Below are 12348 nucleotides of genomic sequence, written 5' to 3'. Positions count from 1 at the left end.
ACCGCGGTTCAAGACGCACCATACAGCTATGGATCGTGCTGGCCTTTCTTTTGCCGTCCGCGCAACCACAGAACAAAACATCAGCCAGCGTCGCAAAAATGGCGGACATTGCTTTCCACGCCGGCACTGAGGCTTACCAGCGCAACGATCTCCGCACTGCCCATACGCAGTTCGCACGTGTCGTCCACCTCGCACCTAACATTGCAGCAGGCCACTCTGCTTTCGGTACTGTTCTCCTCGCTGAAAACGACGTCAAATCCGCTGCAACTGAGCTCGAAATCGCACACAGGCTCGATCCCAACGATGCGAACACCGCACTTAATCTTGCTCTTGCCTATACGCAACTCGGTAACTATAAGCAGGCAGTTCCCCTATTCGAAACTGCGGATAAAGCCAACCTTACACTCACACCGGAACAGATCATCGCCTACGCCACAGCTCTGCAAGCCAGTTCGCAACCAGCAACTGCGCAGACCCGTCTTCAACAAGCCCTTGCCGCTACCCCGGATAATGCCGCGCTCCACGACGCTCTCGGCGCCTTGCTCGCACAACAACAAAACTACAGCGAAGCCACGTCCCATTTTCAACAAGCGCTCGCACTCACTCCCTCGCTTGCCTCAGCGTACTATCATCTCGGCTCCGCTTATCTCGCGCAACACGATCCCGCTCGTGCCGTCGCCTCGCTTACAAAAGCCTCCGATCTTGCGCCAAAGAATGTCGACTACCTTCTGCAACTCGGTCGTGCGCTCCGCGCAGCCAACCAGGATGAATTATCGCTTTCCACTCTTCGCAGAGCTATCCAACTTCTACCATCATCGATTGACGCCAAATACGAACTGGCTCTCACTCTCCAGGCAACAGGCAATCCGCGAGCAGCTCTCCCACTCTTCGAACAGGTCACCGCGGCTCGCCCGCTAGACGCCCCCACACTCATCAATAATGCGCTCGCACTCGTACAACTCGGCGATGCCAAACGTGCCATTCCGCTTTATCAACGAGCGCTCGCACTCACACCTTCAAGCCCCACACTACGTGAAGACCTCGGCGTAGCCTATCTCCAGCAGGCTGATCTCGATCACGCCATCGAGCAGTTCCGCGACGGTCTTTCTGCAGATCCGGCAAACCCGCAGCTCCACTATGATCTGGGTCTCGCTTACAAGCTCAAGGACGACGCCAATAATGCTATCTCCGAGTTCGAGCAGGCCGCCAAACTCGATCCTGCGCTCCCCGATCCTCCATACACTCTCGGCATTCTCTATATGCAGCTCGCTCATTTCGCAGAGGCGCAAACCGAGCTTGAGCGCGCCACCTCGCTCCGCCCTGACCACGGCGACGCCTGGGCTATGCTCGGCAATGTCTATAAACAAAACGATCAGCCCGAAAAAGCCATCGCCGCACTCCGGCGAGCTATCGAGCTGATGCCCAATCAGCCCAGCCCACACATCACACTCGCCTCCATTTTCATCGGCCAGGGTGACACCGCAGGCGCTGCCGCCGAGCGCAAAATCGCCGCCGATCTCAGCCGCGTCGCCGTCAGCCGTCAGAGAGCCAACTTCTCTCTCGACAGCGGCCGTACGCTGCTCCAGCGCGGGCAGATTACTGAAGCCATCACACAGTTACAGGCTGCCGTAGCCGCCGACCCCAACTATGCCGAAGCTCACGCCGCGCTCGCCGATGCCTACAGCCGGCAGGGTCGAACAGCCGACGCCGCTCTCGAACGTCAACAATCGCAGAAGCTCTCTGCCAAACAACGATCTACTCCCTGAGTACAAGTGTTTAACGCAAAGATTGCCTGACCTCCCACCATTCTCTATACTCACTCCAACCGCGGCATCGCTTACTCTGACTGCTCTCACCGCGAGTTGCAAAAAGGGTGTTTCCATTGAACTGGTCCCGGCGCAACTTCCTCACCTCCCTCTCGCGTACCGCACTTGTACTTTCAATCGAAGATGTCCTCTCTCTGGCTCAAGCGCCTCAAATTGGTTCCCGCTCTACTTACGACGCCAAGCCACGCCCTGCACCCAAAGGATCGCCCTCTCCTGTCTCCGGAACTCCTCTTGGAGTTACCTTCATCGATGTCGCCAGGCAATCAGGCCTCAACGCCAAAACCATCTATGGCAGCGAACATAAAAATCGTTACCTGCTTGAGACCACAGGCTGTGGGGTCGCCTTTTTCGACTACGACCACGACGACTGGCTCGATATCTTCCTAGTCAACGGCTCCCGCATCGAAGGCTTCCCAAAAGGCCAGGAACCCATCTCCCATCTCTTCAAAAACAATCGCGACGGCACCTTCACGGACGTCACCCTGAAGTCAGGCCTGGCCCGCAGCGGCTGGGGGCAGGCCTGTTGTGTCGGCGACTACAACAACGACGGCTGGAACGATCTCTTCGTCAGCTATTACGGCCAAAACGTCCTCTATCGCAACAACGGCGACGGGACTTTCAGCGACGTCACCGCCAAAGCCGGCCTACTCCAACCAAAGACCCGCTGGAACACGGGCTGCGCTTTCCTCGACTACGACCGCGACGGCCATCTCGACCTCTTCGTCGCCAACTACATTGACTTCGACATTAAAACGGCTCCTCTCCCCGAAGCCGCCGGCTGCGCGTACAAAGGCATCCAGGTTGCCTGCGGGCCCCCAGGCCTGCAAGGCGGTAAGAATATCCTCTATCGCAACAACGGCGACGGCACCTTCACCGATGTCAGCGAAAAGTCTGGGATGTGGAACACGATAGGCACCTACGCTCTCTCGGTTGCTGTGGCCGATCTCGATAACGACGGCTGGCCCGATATCTACGTCGCCAATGATTCCACGGCCGCCACCTTCTATCAGAATCAAAAGGACGGAACCTTCAAAGATGTTGCTATCGAATCCGGCATCGCCTACTCTCCTGACGGCAAACCCCAGGCCGGCATGGGCGTCTCCATCGGTGACTTCAACCGCGACGGCATGCTCGACATCGTCAAGACTAACTTTGCCGGTGATACCGATTCTCTTTACCTCAACCTTGGCGACGGCAACTTCGAAGACCACACCTACCTCTCCGGCCTCGGCGTCAACACTCGCTTCCTCGGCTGGGGCGTAGGTTTCTTCGATATGGATAACGACGGTTGGCTCGACCTGCTCATGTCCAATGGCCATGTCTACCCCGAAGTCGATGGAACCCATATCGACGCGCCTTACGCCGAGCACAAATACCTTTACCGTAATCTCCGCAATGGTCAGTTCGAGGAGGTTACCGATCAAGCCGGTCCCGGCATGATCGCAGCAGTTGCCGCGCGCGGTACCGCTTTCGGCGACTACGATAATGACGGCGATATCGACATCGCCGTCAACTGCGTCAACAGTTTGCCTCAACTCATCCGCTGCGATTCAACCACCGGCCGCAACTGGATCAAGATTCGCACTGTAGGCACCAAGTCCAATCGAACCGGCATCGGCGCACGCATCGCTGTCACCATGCGATCCGCGTTAGACGCAAAGCCAATTGTCCAGATTGACGAGGTCCGTAGTGGAGGTAGCTACTTCTCGCAAAGCGATCTCCGCATTCACTTCGGCCTGGACCGCGCCACGAAAGCTGACATCGAAATTCGCTGGCCCTCGGGCGCAATCGATAAACTCCCCGAGCTTGCCGCCAACAACCTGTATGTCATCCAGGAGGGTGGCAAAATTCTCAAAACCACACCGATGGCCTCAGCTACGAAATCCTGATCCCAGAAACCTGTTCCGCTATCAGGGATGCTTTCTGGCGCGATTTCGCAGGGCGCGACCCGACGACGGATAAATCTTCCTGACACGTTGCCCAGGAATTGCTGAGGGTGTTCCAGTTTTTGCAGCTGGTACAAGGCAGCCCCATTATGGGTCGCCAGATCTTGAATTGCTTTTCGCTCATTCTCAGGAACGTATAACCGCGATCCCAGCTGGGGAGCAGTAATGTCCCTTGGACGTCGGCGGAAATTCATTGCTCAGTCCAGACATACGAGCCTGTAGATCTCGCAAATTAGGTTGTGGATGCGACCGCCAAACGCTCCCTAGAGAACAGAGCGTGGCATGAAATGGCAACCACAAGATGTTGTGGAGGGTTTTGTGCCTTTTTGTGTCTTTTGTGCCCTCAACAGAAGAGGTTGACGGTGTAACTCATTGATTTTATGGTGGGCACAGCAGGATTCGAACCTACGACTTCCACCGTGTGAAGGTGGCACTCTACCGCTGAGTTATGCGCCCTTGGGGCATGAGCCACGCATCAGAAATCCTCTGAAGGGGCAGATTCCGCTTAGGTAAGGATACCATTCCCTTCCAGAATTAACCAAAGCCCGAATTCCTCGTGTATTTCGAAGCAACCACTTGGAATTCACCTCCAGATCATTCTCCTCTGCCACTTCAGCGGCGGTACAATCTACCGGAGCCGATGTCGCAAACTCCCCCTCCAGACCGGTCAAATCCCTCACCTCCATCATCTTCCGGGGACGACGCAGAATTTCCTCCAAAAGCGCAACCTCGAGGCAAAGATGGGGTTAGCAAGGATATGGCTACTCTGGCGCTCAACCCGCAATTAGTAGAACAACTTCCAGCGACAGCCCAGCACCACGCCCCTGCCGATTTTGTCCACATGGACGACGCAGCCATCATGCTCGAGCTGCGCTCCGGCAACATGGCAGGGTTCGACTATCTGATTCAGAAATATCGCAAGCCCATCATCCACTTCATGTATCGGATGGTGCACAATCAGGCCGTTGCCGAAGAGCTCGCACAGGAAGTCTTCCTCCGCGTCTACCGTTCTCGGGAAACCTACCGCGCTGAGGCTCGATTCAGCACCTGGCTATACCGCATCGCCACCAATCTTGCGGTCAACCATGCGCGCGATACCAAGCAGGAGCGCTCGGCCTCGACCATCCATCTTGACGAGGTCGATCCCGAGACCGGCACCACGCCCGATGTTGCAGACTCCGCCATTGGCGCCGAAAGCGAGATGCTTCGTCGCGAACGCCTCAATGCCATCCGCCAGCATGTCCTGGCTCTTCCTGAGCGCCAGCGCATGGCCGTGCTTATGCACAAGTACGAGGGCCTGGACTACAAACAGATCGGTGACGTACTCAAGCTCAGTGAGTCCGCCACCAAATCCTTGCTCTTTCGCGCCTACCAGACGTTGCGCGAGAAGCTGAAGACCTTTGTGTAGCAATTTCGTCCCTTCTTGGGGGGACCTTTACGGCGCGTCACACTGATTTCTTCAAGCGCCAGCAGTAAACAGAGTTTGGAAAGGTGCATCATGATCTGCCGCGACTCAAAATCCGCTCTTCCGGATCTTCTCCTCGATCCGACCGCGCCCACCAACAGCGCCGTCCGCGCGCACGTCGACTCCTGCGCTGAGTGTCGCCGGGAACTGGCCACTCTGGAGGCCACCTTCGCCCTGCTCGACGAATGGAAGGCTCCCGAGCCGTCGCCCTACTTTGATCAGAAGCTCGCCGTCCGTCTCCGCGAAGAACAGGCCAATGCGCCCGCCGGTTGGTTGGAGCGCATGCGCGCCCGCCTGTTATTCAACACAGGCCGTCAGTTCCGCCCTGCCTTTGCCGCAGCGCTCGCTGTCGCCCTGCTTGTCGGCGGAGGAACGATCGCCAACCTGTCGCAGCATCCGGCTCACCGTGAGACATCGGCAACCATCACCGATCTTCAGGTATTCGACAAAAATGACCAGGCACTGCAAACAATGGATCAGCTTTTGCAGGACGAGAGTCCGTCCGATGACAATGCAGCGCAGCCTACGACCTAGCTGATAAATAAACTTGCGCTGAAAGGAGCGAACCGCAGTAAGCTCGGAAAGACGGGGATGCTGTCTGATCCCTTCCTCCCCAAGAAAAGAATGACATGGCCTCCAACCATACAATCCGTCATGCCTTTCCAACGGCCCTGGTGGTTTGCGTGTCTGTGTTTTTCTCCACTGCGGTCTTCGCCCAACCCGGTCAAAAAGGCGGTGTTTCCAGAAGCGCGCCTCCGGTCATGCGTATGCAGGGTGGCAATAATCATCCTGCACCAGCGCCCAACAATCGTCCTGCACAGAACGCCAATCATCCTGGCCAGAACCATCTTCCTCAATGGATGGAGAACCATCGCAATCTGACTCCCGAGCAGCAGCAAAAAGCTCTCGAGAAAGAGCCTGGTTTCCATGATCTTCCCAATGAGACGCAGCAGCGTCTGCGCGATCGTCTGACCCAGCTCAACAACATGCCGCCCGAACAACGGCAGCGTCTGCTTGAGCGCAACGAAGCCATGACGCGTCTCACCGCTCCGCAGCGGCAGCAGGTTCGTGGAGCGATGCAGCAGTTCAGCAGCCTTCCACCCGATCGGCGCCGGCTTGTCGGCAAGGCCTTCCGCGACCTTCGCGAGATGCCCGAGCCCCAGCGGCAGGCCATTCTCTCCTCCGACCGCTTCCGCGGCCAGTTCTCCGATCAGGAGCGCGGAACGCTCTCCAGCCTCCTTGCCGTTGAGCCGTATATCCCGGTTCAGAAGTCCGCCGACAACCAGGAAGCCGGCAAATAATCTACGCTCCCAAAGAAGGTATAGCCGCCCGAAGGCGGCTATAAATAGAGCGAGGAAGTTTGGGCAGGGCTATGACTGGAGGGGCACTGCTTGCTTTTTGGCCCAGCGTCGGAGACCTCTCACGAGTCACGCGATTCCGCCGATCAGGAGTGCGGCTTGCAATCACGCTCAACCTACAGACTCGATCAAACCCTCTGAACAGCCCCCTCCTTCATAGTGTCTGTATTCTTATCCGGCCCTTCGTCGCTGCCCATACAACTTTAGGAGAGCAAACGATTTCCTCCGTGCTAGCTCTCTCCTGAATGCACGGCTGCAGCTATCTCCTCTTGACTCCACGAAATTCCAACGCGTACCTTTAAATATATGAACACGCCTTTCACCCTCTGTTGTTGCTGCCGCTTCGCGCTGGCCTGCACACAGGCGTGTTGCGCTTCTCGCTAAAGCGCCTCTGCCGCACCTTTTCTCCTCTCAAAAACGAAAGAATCGAGCTCGTCATGAACCCCTTTTTTGGGAAGCTTCTTGCTGGATCGCTCCTGCTCTCCGCCTCGTCCCTCGTCTTCGCCGCAGGCTCTGTGCCTATCACTGGAACCTGGGAAGGCGCGGCCACCGTCCGCGGACAACAGGTCCCTCTCCGCCTCCATATCTCCGGCTCACTCTCCAACCTGAAGGCGGCCCTGATCAACGGCACCGAACAAGCTCCTGCCTCTGCCGCCACATTCAAGGACGGCAAACTCCTCGTGACCTTCAACTACTTTGCTCGCTCCCTCGAGGCCACCTTCGACGGCAGCCAGCTCTCCGGCACCTTCGGCCTCATCTCGCCCGGAACCCCCGCCCACCCCAATGCGCCGCGAGTCCCCGTCTCACTTCACCCCGCTGCAGCCTCCACCACTCCAGCCTCTGGCCCCGACATCCACGGCGATTGGGAGATCGCCGTCTCCAGCTCCAAGGGCGAATCCGCCTGGCAACTCCGCATCAACCCAACCAAACAGCCCACGGTCGTTCATGCCGTCATCCAGCGCATCGATGGAGATACCGGCTCTCTCTACGGCTCATGGGATGGCCATCAATATCTGATCAGCCACTTCAACGCAGCAGGTCCGGCTCTCTACTCACTCGTCCCACAGCAGGATGGCACTCTGCTCGTCTCCAACCTCCTCGCGCCCGAATCGCAGAAGGCCCAGGCCCGCGACCTCGTCGCCCGCCGTCCCTCCGATGCGCGCAAGCAGAACCTCTCCGCCCCCACCGACTCCACCCAGCAAACTCGCGTCAAGGATCCCTCCGTCCCCTTCGCCTTCAGCTTTCCCGATCTCTCCGGCCATCAGGTCTCCAACACCGATCCTGAATTCACGGGCAAGGTCGTCATCGTCGCCATCGGCGGCTCCTGGTGCCCCAACTGCCACGACGAGGCTCCCTTCCTCGAAAGCCTCTACAAGAAGTTCCACACCCGCGGCCTTGAGATCGTCAACCTCAGCTTCGAAGAAGAAGACCAGCTCCAGAATCCTACTCGTCTCCGGGCCTTCATTCAGCGATACGGCCTCACCTATCCGGTCCTCATCGCCGGAACCCCGGATCAGCTCAACGAGAAAGTTCCTCAAGGAGACCACCTTAATTGCTGGCCAACCTCCTTTATCCTCGGTCGCGACGGCCGGGTGAAAGAGGTCCATGCCGGATTCGCAGGACCGGCTAACCCCGCCGGCCACCAGGCTCTCGAGAACGAGGTCACAGAAACCATCGAAAAACTACTGGCCCTGCCGCCTGCAACCCAAAAAGCCTCCAACTAAAGCGGTTTTGGATGAAGTTGTCATTTCTCCGCTATGCAGGACAGTTCTATGTCCTGCATAGCGGAAAATCCGCGCCTCTTCCCAAAATGTTGTCAAGCCCCAAAACACCGCAAGTCGTTGATGGTAAAAGAAATACAAGTTGCGCATTTACCCCGCCCGACCAACTACAATAGAAGTATCTGGAAATAGCAAAGACTGCCTCAGCATGACCTGAGGCAGTCTTTGTTTTTATGGAGCGCCCGCAGGGTAACCATTCAAATAAGAGCAATCGTTTGAATACTTTGCATAAAATCGGTACGGGGGACTAGCTCTTCAGGAAGTTCTTCATCAGGAAGAGCACATTTGCCGGCCGCTCCGCCAGCCGCCGCATGAAATACGGATACCACTCCGGTCCGAACGGCACATACACGCGAACGCCGAATCCCTGCTTGGCCAGCCGCCGCTGCAGGTCGCGTCGTATCCCGTAGAGCATTTGGAACTCAAACGCGCTCTTCGGCACCCCCTGCGTCCGCACAAAGGCCAGCAATCTTTCGACGATCGCTTCGTCATGCGTCGCCATCCCGCAGAAGACGCCTGAGGTCATCAAACGCTGCGCAAGCTTCACATAGTTCTCATCCACGTCTGATTTCAAAGGAAATGCAATCTCCGGTGGCTCTTTGTAAGCTCCCTTGCAAAGCCGTATGCGGATTCCCTGCTGCAACAATCGATCCGCATCGCCCGCCGTACGAAACAGATAAGCCTGCAGCACCGTTCCCACACGGCCCTGCATTCCCGGCCGGGCATGAAGCCGCTCCGTCATCGCAATCGTCGCTTCGGTATAAGGCGAGCCTTCCATGTCGATGCGCACAAACGAATCCGCCTGCGCAGCATGCTCCACCAGCTCGCCAACAATCTTCTCCGCCAGCGCCGGGTCGAAATCCATGCCCATCTGCGTCAATTTTAGGCTCACATTGGCATTCAGCTTCCGCGCCGCGATCGCATCCAGCATCTCGTGATAAACCGCCGCCGAACGCTGCGCTTCAGCCTCTGTCGTCACGCTCTCGCCCAGCGCGTCCAGCGTCACCGCAATACCTTCTCGATTCACGCGCTCACACGCCGCAAGCGCATCGTCAACGGACATGCCCGCAACAAAGCGGCTCGACATCTTGCGCCCTACAGTGGAGCGCTCGGAAAACGACCTCAATGATCTGTTCTGCGAGAGAGCAATAAAAAATGATCGAAGCAACCCAGATACTCCTGACGGCCCTGATTGAGAAAGGCCATCGGTATTGTCCCACCAGCAGGGCCAAATCGAAAACTGGCAAGCAAAAGGGAGGGCTTTTGCCCTCCCTTGCCGACACTTACGGTCCTCTAAGGCTACTTCGTCGACATTCCAGCTCTCGCCGCAGGTTTCGTGACCTCAACCGGGCGAGTCACCATTTTGCTGGTATCGCGCATCGCCGCAATCGCCTCATCATAGCGGCCAGCGAGAGAGTTCGCGCGAATCTTCGCCATCTCCTCCAGCATCTTCATGCCATCCTTCAGATAGCTGATACGTGACCGCTCGTCATGGCCCCACGTCACCGGAACCTCACGGATGTCGTACTTCAGTTTACGGGCAATAAAAAGAATCTCGGGATCGAAGCCCCAGCGCTCGATCGTCTGCAGGCGGAAGATCACTTGAGCAGCGGGACGGCGGAATGCCTTGAAGCCGCACTGCGTGTCGCGGAACGGAAGCCCCATCACCGTGCGCGTAATCCAGTTGAAGCATCGGCCGAAGAACTGCCGGTAAAGCGGCTGATGTATTGTCTGCTTCGCCCGATCCAGCCAGCGCGAACCAATGGCAACATCAGCGCCGTCATGAATCGCAGCGATTAGCCGCTCGGCTTCTTCCATCGGGGCCGAAAGATCTGCATCGGTGAACATCACAATCTCGCCGGCTGCCTGCAACAAGCCATTGCGAACCGAATAGCCTTTGCCGCGGTTTCCCGGATTCTGGATCAGGTTGAGCCGGGGATACTCAGCCATCCACCGCTCTACAATCGCTGCAGTATTGTCCTTCGACCCATCATCGACGACGAGAACCTCGGCATCCCACCCCTTTTCGGCGATGCACGACATCACGCGCTCAAGAGCATCTTCGATGCGGGCGCTCTCGTTATACGCCGGAATTACAATGCTCAGTTGTGGATGAGCCATGACCTACTGCCAACCTTCCCGGGAACCAACCTTACAGAATGAGAGGAGAGAATGATCGCCGTTTATCATACTGCAACATATTGACGTTCGAACACGGTATTTAGTTCTAAAAATGCTTTTTCTCACAAGGGATTCCACCTGACAGCAGATACAGCAAAGCGGCTTCCCTGCTACACTCCACAACATGCCGGACGAGTTCGATCAGCCTACCCCGCCACCGCCTCCCCCTCCTCAGCAACCGTCATCGCCCTACACCGGAGGCTATGCAGCACCCCGTTCTGCATACGCAACCGGATATTACCCGGCTGCATATCGTCAGGCCCCTCTCCGGCAGAGGTCGCCCTGGTTCTATGTGGCGGTTATCGGCGGATCATTTGCGGCAATCTGTCTCGTGATGAGCCTTGTGGTCTGGTTCACCATGCGTTCTGCTGCTGGCGGTAACGCAGCAGGTCTCGGACTCGGCAGCCAGATCGCTGTCATCGACATTGAAGGCGTCATCCTCTCTCCCGACACCGTCAACGCACAGCTCCGTAAGTTTGGCGACGACTCTTCTATCAAAGCGATCATCCTGCACATCAACTCACCCGGTGGAGGTGCCGCCGCCTCGCAGGAGATCTACCACGAGGTTCTCCGCATCCGGAAAGAGAAGCACAAGAAGATTGTCGCCTCGGTTGAAAGCGTCGGTGCTTCCGGCGCCTACTATATTGCCAGCGCCTGCGACCGTATCTACGCCAACGAGGCCTCCGTCGTCGGCTCCATCGGCGTCATCATGGAGTGGATGAACTATGGTGACCTGCTGAAGTGGGCCAAACTGAAGAACATCACGATCACCGCCGGTGAGCTGAAAGACGCAGGCGACCCCAGCCGCGACCTTACTCCGAAGGAACAGGCTTACTTCCAGTCGCTGGTCGATAACATGTACGGACAGTTCGTTCACGACGTTGCCATGGGGCGCCACACTACCGACGAAAAGATCAAGCCGCTGGCCACGGGCCAGGTATGGACCGGGCAACAGTCCCTGGGGCTCGGGCTGATCGACCGGGTTGGCGGCTTCCGCACAGCCCTGATCGAAACTGCGCGCGATGTTGGCATCTCAGGTGAGCCTTCCATTGTGAAGCCCAATAAAAACAAGCGCGGCCTCCTGACCGTCCTGACCGATGATGGTGAGGATCTGTTTCCAAACCCTGGTCAGTTGCTCAACCGCGCTCCGGGCTTCTATTTTGTCTGGAAGTAGCTTTTTTCTGTTGAAGAAAGCCCGTTCGGGGAGCTTCAGGCGGCAATTTTGTCTCCTTCAAGGAACCTCGCTCCACATTTCTGCATCCTAAAGCAGCAAGATGTTCACTTATTTGCTACTTAGGCGGGTTTCCTTTTCTCCGAATCCTGCATCCCATTTACAATCAACATTGGCTGTAAAGTTATGGCTGTAGAGTTCGAGATCGACGGTATATTGCCCTCCCTCTTGGCATCGAAAGGATTCCATTCATGACCAAAGCAGATCTTGTCGATAAAGTAACGGCTATCGGCGACTTAACCCGACGCGACGGCGAAGTGATCGTCGATACCCTCTTCGAATCCGTCATCGGTGCTTTGAAGGCGGGTGACAAAATCGAAATTCGCGGCTTCGGCAGTTTTCGGACGCGTCAGCGTAACGCTCGCACCGGCCGCAACCCGAAGACAGGCGCCAAGGTCGATGTTCCGGCCAAGCGCGTTCCCTTCTTCAAGCCATCCAAAGAGCTTCGTGATCTGGTCAACCCTAATGGCGCTAAATCTGCGCCCATCGATTCGCACCATCCTCCTGCCATGTAACTCATTTCCCTCCCGGAAGACACCTCCGGGAGGGATTGTCTTTCC

General features: G+C 57.1%; 10 protein-coding genes and 1 tRNA gene. 8 read left to right on the top strand and 3 right to left on the bottom strand.

The window, feature by feature from the left end; all coding sequences use genetic code 11:
* Nucleotides 1-98 precede the first annotated feature (98 nt).
* On the top strand, nt 99-1766 hold the full coding sequence (locus tag KFE13_RS16395) for a tetratricopeptide repeat protein (RefSeq protein WP_260704554.1): 1668 nt from the start codon (nt 99-101) through the stop codon (nt 1764-1766).
* Nucleotides 1767-1882: 116 nt separating this feature from the next.
* Nucleotides 1883-3715, top strand: a complete 1833-nt coding sequence (locus KFE13_RS16390; protein ID WP_260704545.1) for a CRTAC1 family protein — start codon at nt 1883-1885, stop codon at nt 3713-3715.
* 438 nt (nt 3716-4153) lie between these two features.
* Here KFE13_RS16390 and KFE13_RS16385 read toward each other — a convergent pair.
* A tRNA-Val gene (locus KFE13_RS16385) sits at nt 4154-4228 on the bottom strand.
* A gap of 301 nt (nt 4229-4529) precedes the next feature.
* Here KFE13_RS16385 and KFE13_RS16380 point away from each other — a divergent pair.
* The 4 genes from KFE13_RS16380 to KFE13_RS16365 all read left to right on the top strand — a co-directional run bounded on the left by KFE13_RS16380 (nt 4530) and on the right by KFE13_RS16365 (nt 8319).
* Nucleotides 4530-5180: an RNA polymerase sigma factor gene (locus KFE13_RS16380; RefSeq protein ID WP_260704543.1), complete on the top strand. Its 651-nt coding sequence runs from the start codon at nt 4530-4532 to the stop codon at nt 5178-5180.
* Nucleotides 5181-5270: 90 nt separating this feature from the next.
* Nucleotides 5271-5771 carry a zf-HC2 domain-containing protein gene (locus KFE13_RS16375; protein WP_260704541.1) on the top strand — a complete coding sequence of 167 codons (501 nt, stop codon included), beginning with the start codon at nt 5271-5273 and terminating at the stop codon, nt 5769-5771.
* A gap of 95 nt (nt 5772-5866) precedes the next feature.
* A complete protein-coding gene (locus KFE13_RS16370; RefSeq protein WP_260704539.1) occupies nt 5867-6538 on the top strand; it encodes a DUF3106 domain-containing protein in 672 nt (223 codons plus the stop codon).
* Between the two features lie 494 nt (nt 6539-7032).
* Nucleotides 7033-8319: a TlpA disulfide reductase family protein gene (locus tag KFE13_RS16365; RefSeq protein WP_260704538.1), complete on the top strand. Its 1287-nt coding sequence runs from the start codon at nt 7033-7035 to the stop codon at nt 8317-8319.
* 304 nt (nt 8320-8623) lie between these two features.
* On the opposite strand, the gene KFE13_RS16360 is transcribed toward KFE13_RS16365, so the two are convergent.
* Together KFE13_RS16360 and KFE13_RS16355 are read right to left on the bottom strand one after the other, a co-directional pair.
* Complete coding sequence (locus KFE13_RS16360) at nt 8624-9544, bottom strand: proline dehydrogenase family protein (protein ID WP_260704536.1); 921 nt, start codon at nt 9542-9544, stop codon at nt 8624-8626.
* A gap of 131 nt (nt 9545-9675) precedes the next feature.
* Complete coding sequence (locus KFE13_RS16355; protein ID WP_260704534.1) at nt 9676-10497, bottom strand: dolichyl-phosphate beta-glucosyltransferase; 822 nt, start codon at nt 10495-10497, stop codon at nt 9676-9678.
* 184 nt (nt 10498-10681) lie between these two features.
* Here KFE13_RS16355 and sppA point away from each other — a divergent pair, with 184 nt between their 5' ends.
* On the top strand, nt 10682-11731 hold the full coding sequence (sppA, locus tag KFE13_RS16350; RefSeq protein ID WP_260704532.1) for a signal peptide peptidase SppA: 1050 nt from the start codon (nt 10682-10684) through the stop codon (nt 11729-11731).
* A 248-nt stretch (nt 11732-11979) separates the two neighbouring features.
* A complete protein-coding gene (locus tag KFE13_RS16345; RefSeq protein ID WP_260704530.1) occupies nt 11980-12303 on the top strand; it encodes an HU family DNA-binding protein in 324 nt (107 codons plus the stop codon).
* Nucleotides 12304-12348: the final 45 nt, after the last annotated feature.

The organism is Edaphobacter flagellatus, assembly GCF_025264665.1.
In the GTDB taxonomy this organism is placed as follows: Bacteria; Acidobacteriota; Terriglobia; order Terriglobales; family Acidobacteriaceae; genus Edaphobacter; species Edaphobacter flagellatus.
This window is presented reverse-complemented; position numbering and strand designations above follow the sequence as displayed.

Excerpts from the sequence above, each read along its gene's own strand:
- KFE13_RS16345 (WP_260704530.1), top strand. The coding sequence starts at position 11,980 with ATGACCAAAGCAGATCTTGTCGATAAAGTAACGGCTATCGGCGACTTA.
- KFE13_RS16380 (WP_260704543.1), top strand. The coding sequence starts at position 4,530 with ATGGCTACTCTGGCGCTCAACCCGCAATTAGTAGAACAACTTCCAGCG.
- KFE13_RS16375 (WP_260704541.1), top strand. The coding sequence starts at position 5,271 with ATGATCTGCCGCGACTCAAAATCCGCTCTTCCGGATCTTCTCCTCGAT.
- KFE13_RS16355 (WP_260704534.1), bottom strand. The coding sequence starts at position 10,497 with ATGGCTCATCCACAACTGAGCATTGTAATTCCGGCGTATAACGAGAGC.
- KFE13_RS16365 (WP_260704538.1), top strand. The coding sequence starts at position 7,033 with ATGAACCCCTTTTTTGGGAAGCTTCTTGCTGGATCGCTCCTGCTCTCC.
- KFE13_RS16395 (WP_260704554.1), top strand. The coding sequence starts at position 99 with ATGGCGGACATTGCTTTCCACGCCGGCACTGAGGCTTACCAGCGCAAC.
- KFE13_RS16370 (WP_260704539.1), top strand. The coding sequence starts at position 5,867 with ATGGCCTCCAACCATACAATCCGTCATGCCTTTCCAACGGCCCTGGTG.
- sppA (WP_260704532.1), top strand. The coding sequence starts at position 10,682 with ATGCCGGACGAGTTCGATCAGCCTACCCCGCCACCGCCTCCCCCTCCT.